Origin of the sequence: Mycobacterium farcinogenes, from assembly GCF_019739075.1 — a bacterium.
Classification (GTDB): domain Bacteria; phylum Actinomycetota; class Actinomycetes; order Mycobacteriales; family Mycobacteriaceae; genus Mycobacterium; species Mycobacterium senegalense.
In genome coordinates, this window is sequence record NZ_CP081673.1 from 3,430,334 (window position 1) to 3,454,064 (window position 23,731).

The 23,731-nt window shown below is 64.2% G+C and carries 31 protein-coding genes; 20 read left to right on the forward strand and 11 right to left on the reverse strand.

Going from position 1 to position 23,731, the window contains the following annotated elements; all coding sequences use genetic code 11:
* Positions 1-163: 163 nt before the first annotated feature.
* Entirely contained in the window at positions 164-925 is a 762-nt protein-coding gene (locus K6L26_RS16300; RefSeq protein WP_221850796.1) for an IclR family transcriptional regulator, read from the forward strand.
* Between the two features lie 62 nt (positions 926-987).
* Here the strand turns inward: K6L26_RS16300 and K6L26_RS16305 are convergent, their stop codons facing one another.
* Together K6L26_RS16305 and K6L26_RS16310 are read right to left on the reverse strand one after the other, a co-directional pair.
* Positions 988-1,515 carry a hypothetical protein gene (locus tag K6L26_RS16305; protein WP_221850798.1) on the reverse strand — a complete coding sequence of 176 codons (528 nt, stop codon included), beginning with the start codon at positions 1,513-1,515 and terminating at the stop codon, positions 988-990.
* Between the two features lie 71 nt (positions 1,516-1,586).
* Positions 1,587-2,153, reverse strand: a complete 567-nt coding sequence (locus K6L26_RS16310) for an RNA polymerase sigma factor (RefSeq protein WP_064896724.1) — start codon at positions 2,151-2,153, stop codon at positions 1,587-1,589.
* 129 nt (positions 2,154-2,282) lie between these two features.
* Here K6L26_RS16310 and K6L26_RS16315 point away from each other — a divergent pair, with 129 nt between their 5' ends.
* The 6 genes from K6L26_RS16315 to K6L26_RS16340 all read left to right on the forward strand — a co-directional run bounded on the left by K6L26_RS16315 (position 2,283) and on the right by K6L26_RS16340 (position 5,101).
* Complete coding sequence (locus K6L26_RS16315; protein WP_019344554.1) at positions 2,283-2,753, forward strand: Asp23/Gls24 family envelope stress response protein; 471 nt, start codon at positions 2,283-2,285, stop codon at positions 2,751-2,753.
* The gene (locus K6L26_RS16320) at positions 2,750-3,055 is read left to right on the forward strand and encodes a hypothetical protein (RefSeq protein ID WP_064896720.1); all 306 of its coding nucleotides are present in this window, start codon (positions 2,750-2,752) and stop codon (positions 3,053-3,055) included. The genes K6L26_RS16315 and K6L26_RS16320 overlap by 4 nt, the downstream gene beginning before the upstream one ends.
* 217 nt (positions 3,056-3,272) lie before the next feature.
* Positions 3,273-3,455, forward strand: coding sequence for a hypothetical protein (locus K6L26_RS16325; RefSeq protein WP_036387361.1), 183 nt, complete (start codon positions 3,273-3,275; stop codon positions 3,453-3,455).
* Positions 3,456-3,457: 2 nt separating this feature from the next.
* A complete protein-coding gene (locus tag K6L26_RS16330; protein ID WP_221850800.1) occupies positions 3,458-4,234 on the forward strand; it encodes a hypothetical protein in 777 nt (258 codons plus the stop codon).
* The gene (locus K6L26_RS16335; RefSeq protein ID WP_221850802.1) at positions 4,231-4,785 is read left to right on the forward strand and encodes an Asp23/Gls24 family envelope stress response protein; all 555 of its coding nucleotides are present in this window, start codon (positions 4,231-4,233) and stop codon (positions 4,783-4,785) included. The genes K6L26_RS16330 and K6L26_RS16335 overlap by 4 nt, the downstream gene beginning before the upstream one ends.
* Before the next feature lie 103 nt (positions 4,786-4,888).
* Positions 4,889-5,101, forward strand: coding sequence for a CsbD family protein (locus K6L26_RS16340; RefSeq protein WP_043368179.1), 213 nt, complete (start codon positions 4,889-4,891; stop codon positions 5,099-5,101).
* Between the two features lie 73 nt (positions 5,102-5,174).
* Here K6L26_RS16340 and K6L26_RS16345 read toward each other — a convergent pair whose 3' ends face one another.
* The 4 genes from K6L26_RS16345 to K6L26_RS16360 are packed head-to-tail and all read right to left on the reverse strand — an operon-like array spanning position 5,175 to position 7,495.
* Positions 5,175-6,032 carry an aldo/keto reductase gene (locus tag K6L26_RS16345; protein ID WP_221850804.1) on the reverse strand — a complete coding sequence of 286 codons (858 nt, stop codon included), beginning with the start codon at positions 6,030-6,032 and terminating at the stop codon, positions 5,175-5,177.
* A gap of 57 nt (positions 6,033-6,089) precedes the next feature.
* Positions 6,090-6,872, reverse strand: a complete 783-nt coding sequence (locus K6L26_RS16350) for an SDR family NAD(P)-dependent oxidoreductase (protein ID WP_280639575.1) — start codon at positions 6,870-6,872, stop codon at positions 6,090-6,092.
* A gap of 51 nt (positions 6,873-6,923) precedes the next feature.
* Complete coding sequence (locus K6L26_RS16355; RefSeq protein ID WP_221850806.1) at positions 6,924-7,133, reverse strand: hypothetical protein; 210 nt, start codon at positions 7,131-7,133, stop codon at positions 6,924-6,926.
* A 26-nt stretch (positions 7,134-7,159) separates the two neighbouring features.
* The gene (locus tag K6L26_RS16360; RefSeq protein ID WP_019344563.1) at positions 7,160-7,495 is read right to left on the reverse strand and encodes a carboxymuconolactone decarboxylase family protein; all 336 of its coding nucleotides are present in this window, start codon (positions 7,493-7,495) and stop codon (positions 7,160-7,162) included.
* A 138-nt stretch (positions 7,496-7,633) separates the two neighbouring features.
* On the opposite strand from K6L26_RS16360, the gene K6L26_RS16365 reads away from it, so the two are divergent.
* Positions 7,634-8,533 (forward strand): helix-turn-helix transcriptional regulator, encoded by a 900-nt coding sequence (locus K6L26_RS16365; protein ID WP_221850808.1) that lies wholly within the window; start codon positions 7,634-7,636, stop codon positions 8,531-8,533.
* A gap of 282 nt (positions 8,534-8,815) precedes the next feature.
* Complete coding sequence (locus K6L26_RS16370) at positions 8,816-10,090, forward strand: flavin monoamine oxidase family protein (RefSeq protein WP_221850810.1); 1,275 nt, start codon at positions 8,816-8,818, stop codon at positions 10,088-10,090.
* A gap of 135 nt (positions 10,091-10,225) precedes the next feature.
* Here K6L26_RS16370 and K6L26_RS16375 read toward each other — a convergent pair whose 3' ends face one another.
* Positions 10,226-10,588: a winged helix-turn-helix transcriptional regulator gene (locus K6L26_RS16375; RefSeq protein WP_043368183.1), complete on the reverse strand. Its 363-nt coding sequence runs from the start codon at positions 10,586-10,588 to the stop codon at positions 10,226-10,228.
* Between the two features lie 93 nt (positions 10,589-10,681).
* Here K6L26_RS16375 and K6L26_RS16380 point away from each other — a divergent pair, with 93 nt between their 5' ends.
* Positions 10,682-11,062, forward strand: a complete 381-nt coding sequence (locus tag K6L26_RS16380) for a DoxX family protein (RefSeq protein ID WP_174551600.1) — start codon at positions 10,682-10,684, stop codon at positions 11,060-11,062.
* Positions 11,063-11,112: 50 nt separating this feature from the next.
* Here the strand turns inward: K6L26_RS16380 and K6L26_RS16385 are convergent, their stop codons facing one another.
* Positions 11,113-11,664, reverse strand: a complete 552-nt coding sequence (locus K6L26_RS16385; protein ID WP_076213754.1) for a YaeQ family protein — start codon at positions 11,662-11,664, stop codon at positions 11,113-11,115.
* A gap of 155 nt (positions 11,665-11,819) precedes the next feature.
* On the opposite strand from K6L26_RS16385, the gene K6L26_RS16390 reads away from it, so the two are divergent.
* From K6L26_RS16390 to K6L26_RS16410, 5 genes are all read left to right on the forward strand, one after another.
* Positions 11,820-12,755, forward strand: a complete 936-nt coding sequence (locus K6L26_RS16390; RefSeq protein WP_221850812.1) for a LysR family transcriptional regulator — start codon at positions 11,820-11,822, stop codon at positions 12,753-12,755.
* A gap of 217 nt (positions 12,756-12,972) precedes the next feature.
* Positions 12,973-13,527, forward strand: coding sequence for a carboxymuconolactone decarboxylase family protein (locus K6L26_RS16395; RefSeq protein WP_221850814.1), 555 nt, complete (start codon positions 12,973-12,975; stop codon positions 13,525-13,527).
* A gap of 54 nt (positions 13,528-13,581) precedes the next feature.
* Complete coding sequence (locus K6L26_RS16400) at positions 13,582-14,589, forward strand: hypothetical protein (RefSeq protein ID WP_221850816.1); 1,008 nt, start codon at positions 13,582-13,584, stop codon at positions 14,587-14,589.
* Positions 14,590-14,892: 303 nt separating this feature from the next.
* Complete coding sequence (locus tag K6L26_RS16405) at positions 14,893-15,696, forward strand: ParA family protein (RefSeq protein ID WP_221850818.1); 804 nt, start codon at positions 14,893-14,895, stop codon at positions 15,694-15,696.
* Between the two features lie 798 nt (positions 15,697-16,494).
* Positions 16,495-16,986, forward strand: coding sequence for an HXXEE domain-containing protein (locus tag K6L26_RS16410; RefSeq protein ID WP_019344576.1), 492 nt, complete (start codon positions 16,495-16,497; stop codon positions 16,984-16,986).
* Positions 16,987-17,077: 91 nt separating this feature from the next.
* Here the strand turns inward: K6L26_RS16410 and K6L26_RS16415 are convergent, their stop codons facing one another.
* Complete coding sequence (locus tag K6L26_RS16415; RefSeq protein WP_019344577.1) at positions 17,078-17,407, reverse strand: antitoxin VbhA family protein; 330 nt, start codon at positions 17,405-17,407, stop codon at positions 17,078-17,080.
* A gap of 58 nt (positions 17,408-17,465) precedes the next feature.
* Between K6L26_RS16415 and K6L26_RS16420 the strand changes: the two genes are divergently transcribed.
* Positions 17,466-17,702 (forward strand): ribbon-helix-helix protein, CopG family, encoded by a 237-nt coding sequence (locus K6L26_RS16420; protein ID WP_019344578.1) that lies wholly within the window; start codon positions 17,466-17,468, stop codon positions 17,700-17,702.
* 146 nt (positions 17,703-17,848) lie between these two features.
* Positions 17,849-18,922 (forward strand): tyrosine-type recombinase/integrase, encoded by a 1,074-nt coding sequence (locus K6L26_RS16425; protein ID WP_019344579.1) that lies wholly within the window; start codon positions 17,849-17,851, stop codon positions 18,920-18,922.
* A 39-nt stretch (positions 18,923-18,961) separates the two neighbouring features.
* Here the strand turns inward: K6L26_RS16425 and K6L26_RS16430 are convergent, their stop codons facing one another.
* Positions 18,962-21,082, reverse strand: a complete 2,121-nt coding sequence (locus K6L26_RS16430) for a heavy metal translocating P-type ATPase (RefSeq protein ID WP_047039792.1) — start codon at positions 21,080-21,082, stop codon at positions 18,962-18,964.
* Positions 21,075-21,452, reverse strand: coding sequence for an ArsR/SmtB family transcription factor (locus K6L26_RS16435; RefSeq protein WP_019343368.1), 378 nt, complete (start codon positions 21,450-21,452; stop codon positions 21,075-21,077). Before K6L26_RS16435 ends, K6L26_RS16430 begins: the two co-directional genes overlap by 8 nt.
* A gap of 46 nt (positions 21,453-21,498) precedes the next feature.
* On the opposite strand from K6L26_RS16435, the gene K6L26_RS16440 reads away from it, so the two are divergent.
* The 3 genes from K6L26_RS16440 to K6L26_RS16450 all read left to right on the forward strand — a co-directional run bounded on the left by K6L26_RS16440 (position 21,499) and on the right by K6L26_RS16450 (position 23,496).
* Positions 21,499-22,161 carry a DsbA family protein gene (locus K6L26_RS16440; RefSeq protein ID WP_019343367.1) on the forward strand — a complete coding sequence of 221 codons (663 nt, stop codon included), beginning with the start codon at positions 21,499-21,501 and terminating at the stop codon, positions 22,159-22,161.
* Between the two features lie 70 nt (positions 22,162-22,231).
* The gene (locus K6L26_RS16445; protein WP_019343366.1) at positions 22,232-22,834 is read left to right on the forward strand and encodes a methyltransferase family protein; all 603 of its coding nucleotides are present in this window, start codon (positions 22,232-22,234) and stop codon (positions 22,832-22,834) included.
* Between the two features lie 29 nt (positions 22,835-22,863).
* The gene (locus K6L26_RS16450; RefSeq protein WP_019343365.1) at positions 22,864-23,496 is read left to right on the forward strand and encodes a class I SAM-dependent methyltransferase; all 633 of its coding nucleotides are present in this window, start codon (positions 22,864-22,866) and stop codon (positions 23,494-23,496) included.
* Positions 23,497-23,731: the final 235 nt, after the last annotated feature.

Genomic DNA, 23,731 nt, shown 5'->3' on the forward strand with positions numbered 1-23,731 from the left:
AATTCCACATCGTGGAGTTTACTGCGCGGCGGTGGAAAAGTACACGTCCGCCCGCGAGCTTGCCGGAAGTTATTCCGTATTGCGGAACAGATTTTGGATGTGTTGAATGGAACGACCGTCGTTGAACGGCACGAAATGACAAACGTCGGCCAGGAGTGGATGTATGACGGAAAGAGCGGGCGGCGTTCAGTCGGTGGAGCGTGCGTTCGAGCTGATGGAATTGATCGGACGCGCCGGCGGGGAGTGCTCACTGACGGAGTTGTCAGCAGAGTCCCCGTTGCCGCCGCCGACGATTCACCGACTGCTGCGCACACTGGTCGGACTTGGCTATGTGCGCCAACTGCCAAACCGTCGCTATGCGTTGGGCCCGAGGCTGATTCGGCTCGGTGAAGTTGCGAACCGGCAGTTGGGCGCCGTCGCCGGTCCGGTGCTGCAGTCGTTGGTCGACGAATTGTCGGAGACGGCCAGTCTCGCGGTACTCGATGGTGACATGGTGATCTACACCGGACAGGTTCCGTCTCCGCGGCTGATGCAGACGAACAACGAGGTCGGTAAGCGCGTCGGTCTGCACACGTCCGGTGTGGGCAAGGCGGTACTGGGTGAGTTGGACGACGCACGCATATTGAAACTTGTTACCCAGTCCGGACTTCCGGCACCGACCGAGAACAGCGCATCGACCCTTTCCGCGGTGTTCGCGAACGTCGAGCGGGTGCGCGCCGACGGTTACGCGGTCGACGATGAGGAACTGGAGATCGGTGTTCGCTCCGTGGCGATGGCGGTTCCTGGTGCTCCGACTCCCATGGCGATCGGCATTTCCGGCCCATCAGCTCGAGTGAACAAGGATCTGATCGCCCGCGCCGTTCCCGCCCTGAAGAAGGCGACCGACGTGATCTCTGAGGCGTTGATCGGGGCGAAGGAGGGGTGATCGCCAAGCCCCGAGACCGCGTCGCACCGCGCATGGTTTCGCTTCTCGAACAGAAGCTTCGGCTACGCCTCGGGCGGCAGAGCAATGTCTTCCCATGTCAGCGTGATATGAGAGGTGTCCCCGATTATCTCGGCGAGGACAGCCGCCGCGTGCTCGCGCAGCCTGTCTCCGTCGTGTAGGTAAGTGTTGTCACGCGGGTCGGCGCCGACTGCCACCAGATGGATATGCACCTCGGAAACGGCGTAACCGTCAACCTGCACCTCGACGTCGGCGACTGCCGCCTCGGCGGCAGCGGCGGGTTCGGCCAGTTGCCATGTCAGCACTTTGGCCAGCGCCAGATGCGTGATGCTGATCCCGGTGCGATCACTGTGAATTGGGCGCCCTTGGCGTGGTAGCGCGGCGATGTGATGAGCGATGGTGGTGCGGAGTCGGCCGAGGGCTGAGCTGCCCTCTCCCCAGCGCGGATCGACCGCGTGGTTTGCGCCCACCCCGGGTGAGGATTGCAGCCCCGCCAGGTTGCGCGTGGCATCGGCGATCCACGCCGTCGACTGTTCGACGGCGTCGTAATCGTCCGTGGCTGTGCTACGCATCCACCCTCCAGTGTTACGTGACGCGCTGCCCGATGCATAGTCGCCGGGCCGGACCGATTGCTTCGACGCAGTCATGGGCGGAACTCCTCAAGCGCCGCGGCGAGCCGCTTTCGGGTGCGTTGCAGGTGGCCCCGCACAGATCCCTCGGTGGTGTGCAACACGGTGGCGATCTCTGAGAGAGGCAGGTCGTACACCTCGCGCAGCCACCACGCCGCCCGCGCTGGATAGGGCAGTAGGGCCAGTTCACGATTGAGTGCCGCCATGAAATCTCCGGCCAGCGCGCGTTGGCCTGGCCCCGGCGTGAGGTCCGGGGTGTCCGCGGTCGAGTCGAGCCCGGTCTGCGGGCGCCGGCGGCGAAGCGCGTCGACGGTTCTGCGGGAGGCCAGCGAATACAACCAGGTACGGAACTGCGACCGAAACGCGAACGTGGGCAGCGCCTTCCACGCCGTGATGAACGTCTCCTGCACGATGTCATCGCACTCGTCGCGGTCCGGGCATGTGTTTGCTACGAACCGGTGCAGGGCTGGCGCGTGGCGCACCACCAGTGCGTCGAAGGCCTCCGCGTCGCCACGTTGAGCGCGACGGGCCAGTGCATCGTCGGAGAGCCATTCCAACAGCCCAAGTCTGCCCGCTGCCACTGCCACCCCCGTCGCGTTCTGCCGTCACTGTGGCCTACGTCTCATTTGCGTGCGCTCCGCGCGCCGGCCCCCGACTAACCCATTGTGCCGAACGAAATGTTCGGGGAGTCAGCCTAGAAGGAGAAGTTGATGACCGCAGCAACCCAGCGCCGGGAAGTTAGCTCGGATGTAGCCGTCGAGCAGGCGGGCAAGGACGTCGAGAAGGCGTCCGGCCACGGTGCCACGACCATCGCCGACATCGTCGTCTCCAAGATCGCGGGGATCGCGACTCGCGAGATCGATGGCGTGTACGACCTTGGTGGCCAGGCGGCACGCGTTGTCGGCAAGTTGCGGGAGACTCTCCCGGGTTCGCCGAGCCTCACTCAGGGGGTCAGCGTCGAAGTTGGCGAGCGGCAGGCCGCGGTGGATATCGGGATCGTGGCGGAGTACGGCATCGCGATCCACGATCTGGCCGACGGGATCCGCAGCAACGTCATCGCCGCGGTCGAGAACATGACCGGCCTTGAGGTCACGGAGGTCAACATCACGGTGCACGACGTCCACTTCGCCGACGACGATGCCGCCGAGGGCGACGATGCCGGCGAGCCCCGCGTCGTATGAGTCAGACAGCACCGATCGCTGACCGCGTCGACCGCGTGGTGCAGGCCGTAGCGGCCATCGACGGTGTGATCGGGCTGCACTTCGGGCCTGGCGTCCCGGCGACGCATCTGCCTGGCCGGACCGTGCGCGGTATACGACTCGGCGCCGATAGGGGCGAAGTCCACGTGGTGCTGCGGCTGCAGGAGCACCTCCTCGACATCGCCGAACAGGTGCAGGCCGCGGCGAGTGTCGCCGCTGGAGTTCCGGTGGACGTGGTCGTCGGCGATGTCGCGGTGGTCGAGCGACACGACCACGTGCGGTGACCGAATCCGACCGTCGTGCGCGCCGCGACGCCGTCCGCCGGCACCATCCCGACATCGGCGGTTCTGCCGAAGCCCTGATCGCGGCGCTCGCCGCATTCGATCGCGGCGCATCGCGACCCGCAATCCGGATCCGGCGTACCTGCCGGGGACGGCTCGCGGCGTACCTCACCAGACGCAGGCGCCTCCGCCGCGCCAATAGTTCCAAGAAAGCTCAACGATGAACCAAAAGTACGTTGTGATAGGTCTTTTCGCCGGCTTGCTGCTGGCCATCGCCGCAGCCACCGGAGGTCTCATCGGCTTCCTGCTGGCTTTGATCCTCGGCGGTGCCGGCGCAGCGGTCGGGGCCCACTTGGACGGGACCATCGATCTGACGGCACTCGGGCGCCGTCCCAGGAGCTGAGGGTGACAACCGAACCGGCTGGCGCCGCGCTTGTGGCGCAACCCAAACGCGGTCAGACAGTGGTCAGCGACCGGGTGCGCCAGCGGCTGATCGAGCACGCGGTCCTCTCGGTGCCAGGCGTTGTCCGCCGGCGCACAATCGTGCCGGGTGGCACGTTGCCGGCGGTGCGCATCGGTGGCGGACCGCAGCCACGTGCGGTCGATGTCGATATCGCGGCGAATTGGCCGGTTGACGGCACGAGGATCCTCAACGAGGTCGAATCCGCGGTGTCGCGTGAATTGGCGCTGTCGCTCGGTGAGCATCCGCGCCACTTGGGCGTGCAGATCAGCCGAATCGTCAGCGACAGGACGCCGGCACAGGTCGCCGACGCGTACGCGGCGGGTCCCGAACCGAACGTCGGAACCGCCGGCGGCCGCGAACGATTCGCCCCGCGCCGTACCGCGGCTTCCACGATCACCGGCGTACTGATTGCGCTGATGGTGATCGCTGCCGGCGTGGTGGCCGTGCGCGACGCCCTCATCGACGTCGACTGGATCAGTGGGGGTGCGTGGATCACTCCGTTGCTCGGCTGGGCCGGGCGCGCCGAATGGCAATGGTGGACCTGGCCGGCCGCAGTCGTGGCGGTGCTCGCGGGGGTGATCCTGCTCGTCGTTGCGGTCAAACCTCGTCGGCGGGCGTATCACTCAGTCGGCGAGGGGGTTTGGGTGCAACGGCACGCGGTCGAGGATTGGCATTCCGAGTCGGCGCTTGAGCCGGGCTCGGGAGGAGACGAACAATGACGTCGGCTGTCCGCATGATGGATCGATTGGTGACCGCCGTCGTGGCCGTGGCATTGCTCGTGACGGGCGGCTGGCTGATCGGATACCGCATGAACCTCCCGGTGGCCCGCGAATCCGCCGACCGCCTCCAGCCCGGTCTGTTGACGCATACCTCCGAATGGCCCTGGTGGCCAGCTGTATTGGGCGGTGCGGGCGTCATAGCGGTAGTGCTGGGGCTGTGGCTACTGCTGCTGCACCTGCGCCCAGCGGCGGTGCGCACTGTCGACGGCGACGCCGGAGCGGTGAATCTCGACCGGATCGCCGATGCCGTCGCCGCCGATGTAGGACGTCATCCCGTAGTACAGGGCTCCAAGGCCCGCACTCGGATCGACCTCGGCAGGCCGGTCATGCGCATCACCGTGCGAGTGGCCCCGGACACGCCTGCCGCAGAGGTTCGCCGGTTGGCCCGCAGATGCGCGGCCGACGCCCAGCGGGCGGCAGGCACCGACTTCGAATTCCAGCTGCTGGTCGAGTATGTGCGGCCGGAAAAGGTACGCCCGCAGGTGATCTGACGGGGGATAGCAATCCAGTGCAGAAACGAGGGGAGTGCGCTGGATCGGAGAAGGGTGGGTGAACCGTCTATGGATCACCCCGACACGAAAGGGAGTGCAGGACATGGGGATTGCAGACGATGCGCGCAACAAGGTAGACGATCTCAAGGGACGCGCCAAAGAAGCGGCCGGCGCGGCCACCGGTAACGACGATCTGAAAGCTGAAGGGCAGGCCGATCAGGGGATCGCAGCAGTGAAGCAGAAGGTCGCCGACACCGCCGAGAAGGTCAAGGATGGTGTGGAATCCATCAAAGACCGGCTGACTGGCAGCGCATAACGAAGTATGTCGTCCCGTCCGGGTCAGTACCGGGCGGGACGACATATCGCAATGGTGCACACGGGAAGTCTGATTACTTACCGCTGTAGACGGGAAACACGCTGGAGTCTCCGTAATCCCGGGCGTGCAGGTTCCGGAGTGCATCCATATCCGCATCCGATATGACGAAGTCGACCTGTGCGTTCGAGCGCATATGGTCGGGGTTGGCGGTCTTCGGCAGCGACACGGTGCCCAGCTGCAACGTGTAGCGGATGCACAGCTGCGGCACGCTGACGCCGTATTTGGCCGCCATCGCCGCCACGACGGGGTTGTCGAGGATTTCTCCGTGTCCGATCGGCGAATATGCTTGCACGAGAATATTTTTGTCCTTGCAGTATGCCAAGAGTTCGGCTGGCGTGTTGCCCGCGTGTACGAGCAGCTGGTTCACGTGGGGGGATACAGTGCCGCCTGTCAGGATGTTCTCGACGTCGGGTTGCTCGAAGTTCGACACTCCGATTGCCCGGAGTTTGCCCGATTGGTGGGCGTGCTCGAGAGCCCGCCACGCCTGGCGGTTGCCTTCGGCGTAGTCGCCGCCGCGGAAGTCATTCCATGGCTGCGGGCTGTGGATGAGCATCAGGTCGACATACTCGAGCCCGAGCTTGTCCAGCGACCCCTCGATCGCGGCGACGGCCTGGTCATAGTCCTTGATTTCTGCGGCCAGCTTCGTAGACACGAACAGTTCCTTGCGCGCCATGCCGCTGGTGCGGATACCTTCGCCGACGCCGCGCTCGTTGCCGTAGGCCTGGGCTGTGTCGATGTTTCGGTAGCCGATCTCGACGGCGGCCCGGACTGCCTCGGCAGCCTTGTCGTCGTCGATCAACCAGGTGCCCAGCCCCAGCTTGGGGATCTCGACGCCGTTGGACAGGGTGTAGGTCTCGTCAAGAATCATCATGGCTCTCTTCTTTCGGGGAATGTGTGGGCTGCAGTTCTATTTTCGTCGGCGCCTGCGTCAGTGGGCAGTAAAGCCGCCGTCGACGGGCAGGGCGACACCGATGACGAAGCTCGCGGCCGGACTGCACAGCCACAGGACTGCGGCGGCGATCTCGTCGGCGGTGCCCAGGCGGCCGATCGGCTGGTCTCGCATGATCGCGGCCATGGCCATGGCCTCGGCCTGGCCTTGGAGCATGTCGGCGACCATCGGGGTCTCGATCACGCCGGGGCAGATGGCGTTGATGCGGATGCCGCGCGGTGCGTACTCGACGGCAGCGCTCTTCGTCAGGCCGATCACGCCGTGTTTCGACGCGTGGTACGCCGCACGCTCGGGGAGGCCGACGAGGCCGCCCAGTGAGGAGTTGTTCACGATCGCGCCCGAGCCCTGCGCACGCATGTGCCGAAGCTCGTGCTTCTGCGTGGCCCAGATGCCGCGCAGGTTCACGGAATTGACTTGGTCGAAGTTCTGGGCGGTCTCCTCGGCGGCGTCAGCGGGCGGGGCCTGAATGCCGGCGTTGTTGAAGGCCATATCGAGCCGCCCGAACGTCTCGACGGCCGTGTCGACGGCGGCGGCGACCTGCTCCTCGTCAGCGACGTCGCAGGCGATCCCGACGGCGCGGTGCCCGTCGTCGACGAGGTGTTGCGCGGCATTTTCGACGGCGGCGGCGCTGCGGTCCAGAAGCGCGACGGCGGCTCCGTTTTCAGCGAAGCCCCGCGCAGCGGCCAGTCCCATGCCGGACGCGGCTCCCGTCACGAGGGCGACCTGGCCGGAAAAGTCGTACCGCGGGTTGTTGGTCGTCAGGGTTGTCCATCTCTCTGGTTGTCTGTGCTGTCGGAGGGCACTGCGGTTTGCTCAGCTGCTCGGCAGCTGCCCGTACTCCTCGTCGGTGACCGGCTCGAGCCATTCGTTGCCGAGCCCTTGGCCGGGCTCGAAGGACACGTTGCTCACGGGAACGCTTCCGGAGGCGAGCGGGGCGAGGTAGCTCCGCCCGATGAAGTACTGCGCGTAGGCGTCGTTGGGCTCCCCGCGCGGGAAGATCTGGTCGAATTCGGTGTCAGGCATCTGTTCGTTGTGCGGCGTGTGCATGATCAGTCCTCGTTCTCGATGATGTCCTTCAGCACCGTGGTCGCGGCCATGCCGTTGGGCCAACCGGAGTAGAAGGCGAGGTGCAGGAGGGCTTCCTTCAGCTCGTCGTCGCTGACGCCGTTTCGGCGCGCGAATCCGAGGTGGAATCGCAGCTGGTCCGTCTTGCCCATCGCGGTCAGCGCCGCGACGGTGATCAGGCTGCGGTCTCGTTTGGACAGGCCGGGCCGCTCCCACACTTCGTCGAACAGCACGCTGTCGGTGTAGTGCACCATGCCGGGTGCAAAGTCGCCGAAGGTCCGCTGCCCACCAGTCCAGCCGGCGTTCTGATCGTCTGTCATCGCTCGTGTCCTCTCGATCGGGTGTGGAAGCGGTGATGATTTCTAGGTAATCCCAGATCAGCGGCGGGTGACAGGGCGCGTTATGGGGGGTACAAGCTCGCCCTCCCATTGCGTCCCGGCGCTCGTACCGTGGACATCGTGGACAACCGCAGCGAAATCCGGGACTTTCTGGTGACCCGGCGCGCCAAGCTCACGCCAGAGCAGGTCGGGTTGCCGACCAGCGGTCGCCGTCGGGTGCCAGGCCTGCGTCGAGAAGAGGTAGCTGTGCTCGCCGGAGTCAGTACCGATTGGTACGTGCGGCTGGAGAAGGGCCACATCAGCGGCGTCTCCGACGAGGTTCTCGACGCCGTCGCACGAGCGCTGCGACTCTCCGACGTCGAACGTGATCACCTGTTCAACCTGGCTCGCGCCGCGAAGCCAAGACGAACACCGCGTACCCGCACCAAGACGCCTATCCCGCCCAGCCTGCAGCGCGTACTGGATTCGATGACGGGAACGGCGGCGTTCGTCCGCAACGGCCGCCTGGACATCGTGGCTGCCAACGCGCTTGCCCGCGCGCTCTATGCACCGGTGTTGGATGAGCCCTCGCATCGGGGCAACATCGCCCGCTTCGACTTTTTGGACCCCCGAGCGGCGGCTTATTACCCGAACTACGACGGTGCGCTGTCGGTCGCTGTGGCCCTGCTGCGTACCGAGGCCGGGCGGGCCCCGCACGACAAGGATCTCACCGACCTGATCGGCGAACTCGCCACGCGTAGTGAGGCCTTTCGTACGCGTTGGGCTGCCCACGACGTCCGCGCTCACCGGGGCGGGATCAAGCAGTTCAACCACCCTGTCGTGGGCGCCTTGGAACTGGCGTACGACTCCATGGAACTCGTCGCCGTCCCGGGTCTGGTGCTGACTGCTTACACCGCCGAGCCGGGGACGGCGTCCGCCGATGCGCTCAGCCTGTTGGCGTCCTGGGCGGCGACTGAATCTGCGGTGGCCCCTACTCCCGCGGAGTCAGTGGAGTCGGATGGCGCAATGCCATCGGACTAGAATTCGAATTAAGCTCGACCGCAGCAATATTCAGCGGGCAGTCGGCAATGGTTTGGTCGGCGGGGAAGAGCAGCTCGATGGCCAGTTCGGAAATCGTGACTTCGAACGGCATGTCGATGCGCCGAACATGCCGAAAGCGACCACTCGAGTTCGAACGAAACTAGCGATCGTTCGCGGGGTCTTCACATGTGCGGGTTTTTCGTGGTACTACGTTATGTAGTAGAACACGCGAGGCGGTGAATGCACCGGTCAGCGGTGCCTTTACGGGAGGGGGACCGGAACATGAAGGTGGTCATCGCGGGGGCGGGACTGGCCGGGCTGACGGCGGCAACTCGACTACTGGCGGCTGGGCACGAAGTTGCCGTACTCGAGGGTCGCGATGAAGTCGGAGGTCGGAGTCGTTCGCGTCCGGTGGATGGCGGTGATGTGATCGAACTTGGTGGACAACACATCTCGCACCATCACCAGCGGATGCGGCGGCTCGTTTCTGATGCGGGGCTGCACATTCAGCGCGACCGATACCTTCCTGGCCCAGTGAACTGGCGTCAGCCGGGTGAGAATGCGGGCCGGCTGATACCCCGGGTGAAGCCGCGCGAAGTTCTTGCACTGGGACGCCTACTCGTGGGCTCACACAGCATCTGGTCTATCAATGGCGCGGCCAGTTCGCCGCAGCGACGCGAGGAGCTGGACACTCGTTCTGTCGCGAACTGGCTTGATCACCTTGGTATTTCGGGCTCGGTACGCCATCTTGCCGAATGCTTCGTCGCCGACGGAGCCGGTGGTGTGGAGACAGGGGATATCTCGCTACTTCAGTTCGCCGACTTTCTCACCCGAGAGGGCAGCATCGCGCGATTCGCACTCACCGGAATGGGATTGCATGGTCACATCGTCGAAGGAACCGGGGCGCTGTGTGCGCACCTGGCTGACCAGATCGGTCCTCGGATTCGCCTGAACGCCACCGTGACAGCCGTCGACCAGGATGCTCGCGGCGTGACCGTACACACCGAAGATGGAGACACTGTTCACGGCGATCAAGCCATCATTGCCGTACCCACGCCGGTCCTATCGGATATCCGCTTTTCGCCCGACCTTGCCGAGTCGGTCCGCAACGCTAACGCCAATGTCCGTTATGGGCAGGGCACCAAGGTCGCCGCGGTTGTCGACGCTCGCCGGATGCGGCAAGCCAAAGGGTTCATCGGTGGCACGACCGTGCGCGCCGGCTGGCGCACCGATCGCGTTCTCTACGGTTTTGCGAACACATCACTCGACGCCGCCAGTCCGACTGCACTCACCGAAGACCTATGTCAAGCATTCGGTGTCTCTCCCGACGCGGTGCAGCGTGTCGAAATCATGGCCTGGTCGCAGGATCCGTTCACCCGCGGAACCTATGTCTATCTACAGCCGGGACAGTACGCGGGATTTCGTCGTTCATTACCGCACACCTCAAATCGAGTCCATTTTGCGGGAGCCGAACGCGGCAGTTGGCCGACCTGGATGGAGGGTGCGGTGGAAAGCGGTGAAGACACCGCTAATGCGGTCATCGCCGCTACCGGTTGATGGCAATCAGCGCAGCCACCACGAGGCTTCCATCCTGTTCAAGTCCTGTTGGCGGGCAACTCAGTACGGCTCAGAGAGAGCGCTCCGGCGACTCGCGTCGGTCGGCCCTACATGGCGGTGCCACCGCCGCTCGCGTCACATTGATCTGCGACTCGCGGTGATTTCTTCGTGGTGCGCCATGGCCCATTCGGCCAAGGAAATGACCAGCGGCAAAAGAGTTCGTCCGAGTTCAGTTAGGTCGTACTCGACCCGAGGGGGTATTTCGGGGAAGGCCGTCCGGGTGACCAGGCTGTCGTTGACCAGGCGGTTGAGCGTCAACGTGAGCATGCGTTGGGAGATGCCGGCCACCGTCGTTTGGATCTCGCCGAACCTCATTGGGCCATGACGCAAAGTGCCGATGATCAGCAGACTCCACTTGTCGCCTATGCGGTCGAGCACCTCGCGGACCGCGCCCCCTTCGGGTATTTGCACCACCCCTGGCGGTGTGATGTCCGTCATATGGTCGGCGCCTTCCTGGATACATACACGGATGTGCCTTTTGTGGGCCCTCCGCAGCGGCCACATGATGTGACCACCTAGCGATACTAAGGATTGGAAGGTGCCGTGAACATTGCGTTATGGGCAACGCAGACGCTGCTAGCGCTCGTCTATATCGTCGCCGGTGGGCTCAAGGTCATTCGCCCCCGAGAACAACTTGTCGCAACTGGCCGACTCGACTGGATGAAAGACCATTCCGATGCGGCCGTCAAAAGTGTGGGGGCCGTTGAGATCCTCGGTGCGCTGGGGATGATCCTGCCCGGACTCACAGGTATTGCCACAATGCTGACCCCGATCGCCGCAGTCGGCTTGGTTGTCGTCCAAGTCGGCGCGTTACGAGTGCACCTGACCCGCGACGAGCGACAACCACTGCCGATCAACATGATTCTGCTTGTGCTCGCGGGTTTCGTCGCGGTCGGCCGAGTAGTGCACTGAGGCCGTCTGGCTGGACGTGGCACCATCGACCAGAGTCAGGGCCGAGACGTTCACTGCAACGGCTCGGGCGTGAAGGTGACGTCGACGCCGCCTACGGTCATCGTCACTTGACCTTCGATCACCATCACCTGCGCCGAGACCCGTCGATCGACAGTTTGGGCCAGTTGCTGCACCGGTGCGTGCGGTATCTGCACCACCGATAGATTCGGCAGTCCCGCCACTTTGGGCCCGACGGTGCGCCACCAGGTGGCAACGCCGGCGGCAAACGGGAACAGCAGCACCTGGTCGGCCTGGCTGGCCGCCTTGCCCAACACGCGTTCGTCGGGCTGGCCGACGTTGATCCACTCCAGGATCCGGCCGGTGTAGTCGGCGAGCCGCAAGTCCGGTACGCCAGGAGTGGACAGGCCCGCCCCGAACGCCAACTCACCGTCGATGTCGCTGAGTCGGTGTGCGCGCAGCCCAAACGCCAACAACCGCACCACCATCCGCTCATCGGTCTCACTGGGGTGCCGGGCCACGGTCAGGGCGTGATCGGCGTAGTAACCGTGATCGACATCGGAGACGCCAAGTTCGACTTTGAACACTGTTGCAGAAATGGCCACGTCATAGTGTGCACCCGGGTCGGCCCGAGAGCGATGGAGGTTCCGCTATGAACGCGGCGTGACTCACTGGTAGTCCGCCCTATTGATCCGGCCATGTTTCTGGTCATGTGAGGTGATCAACGTATTACTGATGCGCATTATCTATGCTGTGGGTCATGCGCCCGTTGAATCTGCATCGGGTTGACCTGAACCTGCTCCCAGGTCTCGTCGCGCTGCTCGACGAAAGACACGTCTCTCGCGCCGCCGAGCGGGTGGGCGTCAGCCAACCCGCGATGAGTCGCACGCTGAACCGGCTGCGACGGCTCTTCGACGACGAACTGCTTGTGCGCGGTGACGAAGGCTATGCCCTGACGCCGCGCGCAGAGCGAATCCGCGCTCAAATCTCAACATTCCTACCGAGTTTGGACGAGCTGTTTGGTACGGACGCCTTCGATCCGGCGACGGCGGCCCGCGATATCCGCATCATGCTCACCGATTACACGGTGTCGGCGTTCGGCACGGCCCTCGCCCGAGCCATCCGCGCCGAATCGCCGGAGTCGACGATCTCGTTCGAGGTGCTCGACGGTCGGGCGTTCGACAAGCTCGAGGGCGGCGGTATCGACCTGCTAGCCCTCGGCCGAACGCCACCGCCGCGATATCGCGCCGAGAAGCTCTTCAGCGATCGGTTCGTCGCTGTAGTGGCAGCCGATCATCCGCTGGCCAAGCGGCGGTCCATGGGGTTGGCGCAGTACCTGCGCTGGCCGCACCTGGCAATCGACGTCGAAGACGGGATGCAGCCCGGCGTGGATCCCGTGCTGCACAGCCTCGGAGTGTCGCGTCGCATTCAGGTGACCACCCCGTTCCACGTCACCGCGCCGGCGGCGCTGCCCGGATCCGACCTGGTGCTGACGTTCCCGTCGCGACTGCTGCCCTGGGTGACCGGTGACGGTGCGACCAGCGTGGTCCCGGCGCCGCCCGAGATCCCGCCATTCGGTATTTATGCGGTCTGGCACCCGCGGATGGATGCCGACCCGTGGCATCGGTGGCTGCGGCGCACCCTGCAGGCCGTGACCACCTCACCGGCTTCGGGGGCGCCGCCCGCCGAGGGCTGATCCGCGGCAACACCTCTAGCCGTCGCCATTGTTAACTATGCGCTGAGCGCATGCATTGGTAGACAAACGATGCACTTCACATATGGCGAGCGGATAGGCATCGTGGAGTCGTGCGGCCGATCGGACTCTCTACAGACCGACGGTGCCGAAACGACATCCACACCGAAGGAGGACGGCCTTGGCTGCCGTGAATGAAAAGTTAGGCGGGCGTTTACCTTTGGTTGACCCCGCCGGATTTACGCCCGAGCAGCAGGACCTGGCGGCCTCGGTGAGGGCCGCACAATTGCCGTGGGCCAGCAGTGCGGGATTCGAAATCACCTCACCGGATGGCCGATTGATCGGCCCATTCAACGCGTTCCTGCATCATCCCGAAATCGCCGCTCGCTTCCTGGCTTTCTCTGCCGCCGAATCGAGGTACACCACGCTTGGCGAGCGCATCCGCGAGATCGTCATCTTGGCAGTCGGGGGAGTGTGGGCCGCCGAGTACGAGCTCTATGCGCACTCGGTGCTGGCAGCCAACGCCGGAATCGACAAGGCGGCCATCCAGGCGTTGGCCCACGGTGAAATCCCGACATCCCTCCGCGGTGACGAACTGATCGCGGCCGAACTGGCGCAGCAACTTTCGAAGAATCATCGCATCGACGAGGCGCTGTATCGGGCCGCCGAAGCGGCCTTCGGTCGGCGGGGCCTGTTCGACATCGTGGCGCTGATGGGGCAGTACCTCACCGTATCCGCATTGCTCAGCCTGTTCGAGGTGCCGGCGCCCAGCTGAAGTAGACGGCCGGATGCCGCACCTCGACGTAACAGAACATTTCGAAGGAGCCTCATGACGATCAGCAACACGACGAACAACTCGCTCGCAGCGGTGGCGAACTTCCCGCCGAACTACTTCCTGGAGAACATCGCGGTGCGCACCGATGGATCCATCCTGGTGACCGCCCTCAACCACAGTGAGCTCTGGTACCTGCCCGCGCCGACGAGCGCCATCCCGGTCGAGCCGATCCTCATCGCGACACTCGACGGGCTCACCATGGGCATCGTTGAGGCCGAACCCGACATCTTCTACGTCGGAACGCTCGGCGATCCGGCGTTGTACCGCTTCGATTTTCGCGAGTGGACACCGGGTGGCGCGGTACCGACCTGCCGTGTGCTGACCTTCGCTCCCGACAGCGCAGGACCGAACGGCTCGTGCCTCCTGGCCCCGAACGTGATCGTCGTGGCCGACTGTGTGGAGGGACTCATCTGGCGGGTCGACCTCAGCGACGACGGCCTGAGCGCGACCGCCAAGCCGTGGTTGCAGCATGCGTCCATGGCACCGTCGTACACGGATCCGTTCGCGCCGGTGGTGCTGTCAAACACCGTGCAGATCCCGATGCCGGGCGTCAACGGAGTGCGCTATGCCGCCTCTACCGGTCATTTGTACTACACGGGGTCTGCGGCGGAGAGCTTCCTGCGCGTCGCCGTCGACCCCCGCACGTACGAGCCGAAGGGTGCACCGGAACTGATCGCCGAGGGGATCCACGCGGTCGATGACTTCTGCCTCGACGAACGGTCCGGCGTCGCCTACATCACGACCCACATCGACAACACGATCCATCGGGTTCCGCTACAGCCAGGCCGCGGGCCGGAGCGGGCGATCGTCGCGGGTGATCCGTTCACTGATTCGCTGGTGGGCCCGTCGAGCATTGTCTGGGGACGGGCGCCGGGTGACTACGGGCGGGTCGCTTACGTCACCACCGACGGTGGACATGCCAAGCCGCCGGCCGACGGGATCGTGCGGCCGGCCCAAGTTGTGCGTCTTGCTCTCGAAGATGAAACGGTGACCAGCGCGTAACCCGACGATGTGACCATGTAGCGGCAGGGGAGGGCCAGCGCAATCGGACCGTGCGGAAGTTCACCGAAGAGTCGGGGGTCTGGGCAGGGGATTCTTACAAGAAGCCGGGAGGAAACGTTCCTGCTTGTGTGCACCACATAGGATCAAGGCTCCGATCATCCCGCCGTGATGCCTGCTCGCATCGGGTGGCCAAGGGATGTCCGCTGTTCGACACATAAGCTGAGAACGCAAGGTGTCTGGCAACAGCGCGAACACGATGGAGGAGCGCAGCGAGTTGGGTCAGGCATTGCATAGAGGCTGGCAATGGTAGCTGTCTCGGTGCTGGTGCTTTCGGGTAAGGGCGGTACAGCGAAAACGCTATGGCAGATGATGCTCGCGGGCGAGGCCTCGCGGGCCGGGATCTCCACGTTGTTAGTCGACGCAGACCCAGAGCGAAATCTGTCTAATCACTTTGGAGTGTCGCAGCATTCGACCGGCTTAGGCTCAGTGCTTGAGGACGCCGATATCAGTTTCTGGGGGAATCCCGACAAGGGTGCGAAACGAATCGATGAGGAGATCATTGAAACTAGGTGGCCGGGCATCGATTTGCTGCCTGCGGGCGCTTCCTTGGGCCGAGTTGCGGGGTTCGGCGTACCAGACACCGGATTGTTGCGGGCAATCTTTGATGCTGCCGGCATCTTTGACCGTTACGACACTATTTTGATCGACACCGGCGGCCGTACCGGCTCGCTGGAAGCTTTGGCAATGCAGCTAGGTGACGTTGCGTACGCTCCGATCACACCGACCCTTGATGCGGTACGCAAAGCCCGCGAGGCCCGTGACAGAGTTGAGCGTATCCAACGAACACATCCACTCAGGTGGTGTGGTGTGGTTCTATCCGGCTTCGACCGTAGAAACGGCATCGACCAGTCGATCAGGGAACGGGTAGAGACGGAATTTGGCGACGAGGTCCGCGCTGAAGTGCCACGGCGGGCCGTTGTCAATGAGGCCTTTCAACTCGGAAACCGACTCGGTGATTACTCCGACCCGATCGCGACGGATCTCGCGAGAATCTTCCGAGACTTCCTGGAACGCGACTTGCTGGGCCGAAACACGAGCGACCGGTGATGGCACCGAAACATGTTGGGCAGCCGACCACTGACGTGCGATCGGCACGATTGGTGCAGCTGGTATTGCAGCCGACATGAGAGCGCAACACCGGGGCGGCGGGCGGAAAGTCTCGCAGCGCAGCCGAAAACGACGGCAGGAGAGGTGACGTCAGGCGGTGATTCATCTGATGCACTATGCAGTAGTTAAGTTGACATAATGTAGCTTATCGGCATATTGGTAGGCTTGGCGGAAGGTCGCCGAAGGGCGTCGTGCAGACACGTTTGTCCGATCCGGAACTAGTTGAGAGCATTCCGGGAAAACGTGAGAGCTGTCCGATTCCGCCCTGTTTTCCGGAACTATCTGAGAGTTGAGCTGGCCCTGGTGGCTGAGTGCTTTTCCGGCGAGGCGTCCACGTTGGGTCGCCGGCGCGGCGCTGATTCCGCGACTACCTGACAGTGCCGGATTACCGTTCCAGAACCATGTGAGAGCGCCGGATTCGATGGCCTTTCGCCTACCGCACCGTCCGCAGGCGCCCCCGCCGCTCCCGGTCCCCGCTGCAACTTATCTGTCACGTGACGTTAATGCCTGGTGTGGCTGGGATGTCGAAAGAAAGTGAATTGCCTTTTCGACCAGAGGATTTCGGGGTGAATGGGAATGGGCTGGCGGGGTCTCGGCAATTGTCAAACGTTGCGGACTGGGGGCGAGAGTCGCCCGGCTGCGTGATCGCCGGGGGCGTCGACCGCTCGGTGCGTTGACCGCAAGAAGTGACGCCCAATCACAGTTGAGTGCGAATGCGAATGGGGTCAGGATGGTGGAATGGCGATCCGGAACTGGCGATACCTGGGACTTACCGTGGCGATCTGGATCCATGTCGCTGAAGAGTTGCCGCGCTTTCCCGATTGGGCGTCACGGCACTTCGGTGGCACCTTCAGTACCCGGTTCTTCATCGTTTCGCATGCAACTACGTTGTTGCCGGCGATCACGGCCGCCGGGCTAATGCCTGCGCGGAATCCGCGGAGCGAGCTGGGCAACTGGTTGGCGACCTCAACGGCGGCAGGAATGCTCGCCAACGCTATCTTCCACGCCGCAACGACCTTACGCTGGCGTGAATACTCTCCAGGCGTAATCTCAGCCGTCACCCTAATTGGACCGACCGCAACCCAGACGCTGATGCTAACCAAGGAGGCTGGGATCAAAGGAAAACGCCGTGGCGCAGCCGTACTGGCCGGCACGCTGCTCAACCTCGGCGCTATTGCTTTGCTCTATCGCGAGAACCCGACGCTGGAGCGCGCTTCGCAGTCGGCATGAGAGGAATCTCTACTTTTTGGCCTTGTTGGCTGGATGTCGAAGGGAACCTTCTCAGCCATTGGATTCCGGACCTAATGGGGCTAGATGGGGATCAGCGGAGTCCGTAGTGCTTGCGCAGATCCTCACCGGCGATGGTGTTGCCGGCCGCATAGTCGGCGTCGGCCTGCGTGAGCTCGTGGTTGAGGTTCGAGATGCGCGTCTGGAGTACTTGCGTTTTGCATTGGTCGAACGTGATACGTCCGGCGGCGAACTCGATGAGTCGGAGCATCGACTTGCGATCAGGTGTTGCACCTTCGAGCACGCTGCTGACGATGGCGTCGTGCACCGCGCGCTTCTGGGCGGCTGACAGATCGCTGCCGTGCAGGAGCTCGGCCAGGACGGTCAAGCTGTCGGGTTCATCGTCGGCGCTCTCGCGACTCACTCCGACAGTCTATGTCGGAGACAGACATCCACTTTTGGTTGGTTAAGGATTCAGTAAGATGACCGGTGTGGGAAAGGCCCAGGTGTGGATCACGTTGGATCGGGACGTGCTAGCTGCGGCAGATGTAGACGCTCAAGCGGCTGGGCTCAACCGGTCCGAATTGGTCGAGCAGGCCTTGCGTCACGAACATCTCCGGATCACGCTGGAGGGCTACGCGGCCACGACTGTACGGGAACTCCATATCGACGACTACGCGCACAGAATCTACCGGATCAACCGGGCTTCGGATCTGTGATCGCGCTTTTGGGAGCCTGCAGCCACTTCCGTCACTGTGACACTTCCCCACTTCCGATATCTCGGGAAAGTTACTGCCGCACTGCATTATTGGCACATTTGATGGATAAGATTGATTATCCATCTTTCTTGCGTCAGCGTTGACACATGGTCGTCAGCCACGGACCCCCGCCTGCCTCGCCTGTCCCTGTAGCGACGACTGAGGCATCTGCCGATGCGCTGCCGGTCTGGTTTGTCGAGTTCCTCAATGATCGGCAGACCCGCAAACCGTCCGCACACACGATGAAGGCGTACCGCCAGGACTTTGTAGCCATAGCATCGCTGGCCACCGGCGGCGATCCCGCTCGACTCGCCATATCTGACATAACGAAGGACTCGATGCGGGCCGCGTTCGCCGCCTATGCGCGCGACCATGAAGCCGCTTCGATCCGGCGATGCTGGTCCACGTGGAATGTGCTGTGCACATTCCTGTTCACTTCTGAACTGCTGACCGCGAACCCAATGGCGTTGGTCGGTAGACCGAAACTCGCACGGTCGCTGCCCAAGGCGCTCCCCCGCGCTGCGGTCGGCGCATTACTACACGCTGTCGCAGAGGATGTGGGCTCGCCACGTCAAACTGATTGGGCTGAAAGGGATCTGGCGATCATTCTCACGGCTCTGTTGGCGGGCTTGCGCGCGGAGGAAATGCGCCAGGCTGACATCGGCGATGTGCGCACTGCCAAGGACGGTGCGGGGATCATCCAGGTGAGAGGCAAGGGCGGCAAGGATCGGGCGGTACCGGTTGAGGCCGACTTGCTGAGAGTCATTGAAGCCTATCTCGACAGTAGAGCGACCCGATTCCCCGATGCCGTCAAACGTCGCGCATCCCCCACGCTGGGTCTGTCTCGGTGGCCGGCTCGTTCACCTCTGTTTGTTGGGCGTGACGGCGAGCGGATCACGCGTGGCACGGTGCAGTCTCGTATTAAGCGTGCGTTCAAGCTTGCAGGCCCCGATGCCCAGCCGGTCCCTGGGGCCATGGTGCATGGATTGCGGCACACCTACGCTACTGAACTGGCTAGCGCGAACATCAGCGTCTACACGTTGATGAAGCTACTCGGCCACGAATCAATGACCACGTCTCAGCGTTACGTCACCGCAGCGGGAAATGAAACACGAACCGCCGCAGCGCAAAACTACCTCTATACGTTGGTGGCAGATATTGCGGGACCGGGGAACCGATGACTAGCTGGTACAGGCTTACAGGCTTACAGGCTTACAGGCTTACAGGCTTACCGCTGCGGGCGGTCCAGCGGGAGGGTCAGCTTCTGTGTCGTCACAGCAGTCGCAGCTACCCGCATCGCCGGGTTGATCCCCCACGGTGTCCAGGGTCAGGAGCTGGGCTGCTGGCCTGGGACCAATAGGGCTTCCGCAGCATGCATCGGTAGCCGGTGGCGGGGCGCCGATGTCGAGGTGGTGTGCGGTCGTGTTTGTCACCGGTGAGGCGGTCAGGCCGGGTAGGGGTTGGGTGCGTGCGGCGCGGATGGCGTTGAGGATGACCAGGACTTCGGCGAATTCGTGGATGAACACGACGGTGGCCAGGCCGAGTACCCCGAAGGCAGCCAGCGGAATCAGGGCTCCGATGATGGCCAGCGAGAATCCGATGTTCTGCACCATGATTTTTCGGGCGTGCCGGGAGTGGGCAAGGACTTGGGGGAGGTGGCGCAGGTCTTCCCCCATGAGTGCGACGTCGGCGGTTTCGATGGCGACGTCGGTTCCCATGGCGCCCATGGCGATTCCAATGTCGGCGGTGGCCAGCGCGGGGGCGTCGTTGACGCCGTCGCCGACCATGGCGATCGGTTTGCCGGCCGCTAACTCGGGCAGTAGCCGGGCCTTGTCTTCGGGCAGTAGCTCGGCGTGCACGGTGGTGATGCCGGCTTGGGCTGCCAGGGCGTCGGCGGTGCGCTGGTTGTCGCCGGTGAGCATCGCCACCCGGATCCCGATCCGGTCCAAAAGCTGCACGGCCTCAGAGGCTTCGGGACGAAGTTCATCGCGGACGGCGATGGCGGCGACGACATGGCCGTCGTGTTCGAGAACGACGACGGTGGCGCCCTGACCTTGCAGGCGTGCGACCTCGTCGGTAAGTGGGCCGGGTGGGATCCAGCTGGGCTTGCCGAGGCGGATGGTGGCACCGTCGAGGTGGCCCTGGATTCCGTGACCAGGGATCGCGGTCACCTCGCTGGCGGGGGTCGCGTCGTCGGCGGCGGCCAAGATCGCTTGCGCGAGTGGATGTTCGCTTCGGGCCTCCAGGGCGGCAGCCGTGCGCAGCGCCTCCGTCTCGGTGATGCCGTCAACCGTGATTGTTGCGACGACTTGTGGTTTGTTGCGGGTGAGGGTGCCGGTCTTGTCCAGGGCGATGACCTTGATGCGGCCGAGTTCTTCGACCGCGGCCCCGCCTTTGACCAGGGCACCTTGGCGGCTGGCGGCGCCGATGGCCGCGACCACCGTCAGCGGCACCGCGATCGCCAACGCGCACGGGGAGGCTGCGACCAGCACCACCAGGGCGCGTTGCAGCCAGAGCATCGGATCCCCAAGTAGCGCACCGAGACCGGCGATCGCCGCGGCAAGCACCACGATCGCCGGTACGAGGGGTCGCGCGATCCGATCGGCCAGGCGTTGCCCGGCGCCTTTGCGTTCCTGGGCTTCCTCGACGATATGCACGATGCGGGCCAGGGAACTGTCGGCGGCCAGTGCACTGACCGCGACTTCGATGGCACCGCCGCCGTTGATCGCTCCGGCGTGCACATCGCTGCCGGGACCGGCCTCGACCGGGACCGACTCACCGGTGATCGCCGACAGGTCGAGGCTGGTGCGGCCCGAGGTGACGGTGCCGTCGGTGGCGGCGCGTTCCCCGGGCCGCACCACCATCACTTCGCCGATCACCAGATCCTGTGGTGACAAGGTGATTTCACGGCCACCCCGGATGACGGTGACTTTGGGTGGCACCAGCGACAACAGGGCACGCAGGCCGCGGCGGGTGCGGGTGACCGCGTAGTGTTCGAGCCCCTCGGCGATGGAGAACAGGATGCCCAGCAACGCGGCTTCGGCGATCTGGCCGAGCGCGACCGCCCCGACCGCGGCGATCGTCATCAGCGTGCCCACACCGATGCGGCCGTGCCGCAGGTTGCGCAGCGCGTCGGGAACGAACGTCGACGCGGCCGCCAGGACGGCGACCAATTCGATAGCCAGCGACCAGGATTCGTATCCCGCTCGGGCGACCAGCCAGCCGGCCAGCAGCAACACTGCCGACAGCGCGGCCAGTTGCAGTTCGCGGACCTGCCACAGTTTCTCGGGACCAGCCTGCGGCTCGGTGTCGTCCTGGGGTCCGCAGCATGCGTCAGACACGGTCAGCCTCCGTGCGCACAGAAGTTCCGAGCACCGCGGCGGTCAAGGCACGGCCGCGCTCAGTCAGCCGGTACATCACCAGGCGTCCGTTGCGGCGCGAGACCACCATGTCGGCGACCTTGAGTTGACGCAGGTGATGGGACACCAGGTTTTGCGGGGCCCCGACCACCCAGGCCATGTCGCAGACACACATCTCCTCACCGTCATGCAGGGCCGCGGCGATCGTGAGGCGTGTGGGGTCGCCCAGGGCGCGAGCGGCGGCGGCGGCGGGTTCGACCCGCTCCAGGCCTGGGAGGGCGGTGCGGATCGCCTCGGCGTGCGGCAGGTCCAGGCACAGCAGGTCGCAGGCATCTACCGATTGCTCGTCCATACTCACATCCTAATGTATGTTGATATGTCTAAGGAAGGACGTCTGCATGGCCCGTTCCAGGCGTATTTTGCTCACCGCGTTTGTCATCGCCGCCCTGGCGATCGGCGTTCTGGTCTACCTGTCGGCGCGTGATCGCGGGCCGACCACCGCGCAGCGGCCAGAGACCAGCGAGGCCGTCGGGCAGGTGGTGCGCGAGAACAGCCGCCGGCTGAACACGGTGGCGGGCAGCGACGTGACGTTCGTGGAGTTTCTCGACTTCGAATGCGAGGGCTGCCGTGCGCTCTACCCGGTGATCGAACAGCTGCGGGGCGAATACGGAGACCGGGTGAACTTCGTGATCCGCTACTTCCCACTACAGGCACACGTCAACGCCGAGCGGGCCGCGCGGGCGGTGGAAGCTGCCGCCCAGCAGGGCCAATTCGAGGCGATGTACAAGAAAATGTATGACACCCAGGCGCAATGGGGTGAGAAGCAGACCCCGGCCGACAATGTCTTCCGTGGATTTGCCGCAGAACTCGGCCTGGACATGGCCGCCTTCGACGCGGCCTACGCCGATCCGGCGACACTGGAGCGCGTCCGGCTCGATGTGGCCGATGGTCGAGCATTGGGCGTGCAGGGCACCCCGACATTTTTCCTCAACGGCACTCGTTTCCAGCCCCGAAGCTACGAGGACGTGACCGCAGCACTCGACAAGGCGCTCGCCGAATAGGACCGCCCGTACCGAAAGCACACCGTCAGCACTCGGCCAGCTCTGCACCCGGACAGGAGGACTCACCCCGATGCCTATCACCGCGCTCGCCCTTTACTTGGTCTTCGCCCTGTTGGGGTTCGGCTGGCGCAGCTGGACCCAGTACCGTCACACCGGTTCGACCGGATTCCGCGGGATCAACGGCCGCCCCGGCTCACTGGAATGGTTGGCCGGGGCAGGGTTCATCGCCGCCATCCTCGCGGGCCTCGCCGCGCCCCTGCTGCAACTACTCGGCATCCTCGACCCGGTCGGTACCCTGGAGGTGCCGTGGATCCAGACAACCGGCACGGTCCTGGCGGTCGCGGGGATCGGTGCGACCCTCTACGCCCAACGCGACATGGGTGCGTCGTGGCGCATCGGCGTCGACCCCAGTGAGACCACACCGTTGGTACGCCACGGCGTGTTCAGCCTGGCGCGCAACCCGATCTTTACCGCAATGCTGACCTTCGCCGCCGGCATCACCCTCATGACCCCCAATCCACTTGCGTTGGCCGCGTTCGGGGCGCTGGCGGTCACGATCGAACTGCAGGTCCGCGTGGTCGAAGAGCCCTACCTGACCGCCACTCACGGCCAGGCCTACCGCGACTACTGTGAGACTGTCGGCCGGTTTGTTCCCCACATCGGACGTGCCTGATCGTCTGGCCGGTGACGCGAGGTGAGCCCATGGCAACATCAGATGATCACACCGCCCGCTGGAACCGGTACTGGGACAAGAAATCCCGCACCTACGACCGCGAGATCGGATTCTTCGACCGCCACCTATTCGGCGATTCCCGCGACTGGGTCTGTAAGCAGGCCGCCGGCGACGTTCTGGAAGTAGCGATCGGCACCGGACTCAACTTGTCCTTCTACCGCAATGACGTCACGCTGACAGGGATCGACTGGAGCGAGCAGATGCTCGATCTCGCCCGCCAGCGCGCCGCCGACCTCGGGCGCACCGCCACCCTGCAACGGGCCGACGCCCACCACCTGCCGTTCGACGACGCCAGCTTTGACACCGTGGTCTGCACCTTCGGGCTGTGCGCCATCCCCGACCACACCCAAGCGCTCGCCGAAATGGCCCGGGTACTGCGCCCAGGTGGCCAGCTCATCCTGGTCGACCACATCCGCAGCAGTGCGGCCCCCGTGCGGGCCGTACAGCGGTTTCTGGAACTGTTCACTGTTCCCCTAGGCGGCGAACATTTCCTGCGCCGCCCGCTCAACCACATTCGGTCGGCCAGCGACCTCGACGCCGACCGCGTGGAGCGGTTCACCCTTGGGCTCGTCGAACGCGTTGTCGCCCGCAAAATCCCATAAGCTGACCTGCAATGCGGCGGCAAGCCCGACCTGGACACCATCACCCAACAAGCCGCACATGACCGAATTCATCACCGGCAGTGCCGCACTCACCGAATCCAGCGATCGCGGAATCCCCAACGCCACCGATCCGACGCGTGCCGATCTCCTCGCTCAGCACCCAAAACCGAGTTGGATGACAACCCTCCGATGTACCTCTGGCGTGAACGATTGTTGGTCTGCCCTGGCACCAGGC

Coding starts and splice junctions, on each gene's coding strand:
- K6L26_RS16320 (WP_064896720.1), top strand. CDS start 2,750: ATGAGTCAGACAGCACCGATCGCTGACCGCGTCGACCGCGTGGTGCAG.
- K6L26_RS16355 (WP_221850806.1), bottom strand. CDS start 7,133: ATGCCTGACACCGAATTCGACCAGATCTTCCCGCGCGGGGAGCCCAAC.
- K6L26_RS16390 (WP_221850812.1), top strand. CDS start 11,820: ATGCGCCCGTTGAATCTGCATCGGGTTGACCTGAACCTGCTCCCAGGT.
- K6L26_RS16305 (WP_221850798.1), bottom strand. CDS start 1,515: ATGCGTAGCACAGCCACGGACGATTACGACGCCGTCGAACAGTCGACG.
- K6L26_RS16435 (WP_019343368.1), bottom strand. CDS start 21,452: ATGGACGAGCAATCGGTAGATGCCTGCGACCTGCTGTGCCTGGACCTG.
- K6L26_RS16335 (WP_221850802.1), top strand. CDS start 4,231: ATGACGTCGGCTGTCCGCATGATGGATCGATTGGTGACCGCCGTCGTG.
- K6L26_RS16445 (WP_019343366.1), top strand. CDS start 22,232: ATGCCTATCACCGCGCTCGCCCTTTACTTGGTCTTCGCCCTGTTGGGG.
- K6L26_RS16375 (WP_043368183.1), bottom strand. CDS start 10,588: ATGACGGACATCACACCGCCAGGGGTGGTGCAAATACCCGAAGGGGGC.
- K6L26_RS16400 (WP_221850816.1), top strand. CDS start 13,582: ATGACGATCAGCAACACGACGAACAACTCGCTCGCAGCGGTGGCGAAC.
- K6L26_RS16405 (WP_221850818.1), top strand. CDS start 14,893: ATGGTAGCTGTCTCGGTGCTGGTGCTTTCGGGTAAGGGCGGTACAGCG.
- K6L26_RS16370 (WP_221850810.1), top strand. CDS start 8,816: ATGAAGGTGGTCATCGCGGGGGCGGGACTGGCCGGGCTGACGGCGGCA.
- K6L26_RS16340 (WP_043368179.1), top strand. CDS start 4,889: ATGGGGATTGCAGACGATGCGCGCAACAAGGTAGACGATCTCAAGGGA.
- K6L26_RS16420 (WP_019344578.1), top strand. CDS start 17,466: ATGACCGGTGTGGGAAAGGCCCAGGTGTGGATCACGTTGGATCGGGAC.
- K6L26_RS16315 (WP_019344554.1), top strand. CDS start 2,283: ATGACCGCAGCAACCCAGCGCCGGGAAGTTAGCTCGGATGTAGCCGTC.
- K6L26_RS16410 (WP_019344576.1), top strand. CDS start 16,495: ATGGCGATCCGGAACTGGCGATACCTGGGACTTACCGTGGCGATCTGG.
- K6L26_RS16345 (WP_221850804.1), bottom strand. CDS start 6,032: ATGATGATTCTTGACGAGACCTACACCCTGTCCAACGGCGTCGAGATC.
- K6L26_RS16360 (WP_019344563.1), bottom strand. CDS start 7,495: ATGACAGACGATCAGAACGCCGGCTGGACTGGTGGGCAGCGGACCTTC.
- K6L26_RS16325 (WP_036387361.1), top strand. CDS start 3,273: ATGAACCAAAAGTACGTTGTGATAGGTCTTTTCGCCGGCTTGCTGCTG.
- K6L26_RS16300 (WP_221850796.1), top strand. CDS start 164: ATGACGGAAAGAGCGGGCGGCGTTCAGTCGGTGGAGCGTGCGTTCGAG.
- K6L26_RS16425 (WP_019344579.1), top strand. CDS start 17,849: ATGGTCGTCAGCCACGGACCCCCGCCTGCCTCGCCTGTCCCTGTAGCG.
- K6L26_RS16440 (WP_019343367.1), top strand. CDS start 21,499: ATGGCCCGTTCCAGGCGTATTTTGCTCACCGCGTTTGTCATCGCCGCC.
- K6L26_RS16450 (WP_019343365.1), top strand. CDS start 22,864: ATGGCAACATCAGATGATCACACCGCCCGCTGGAACCGGTACTGGGAC.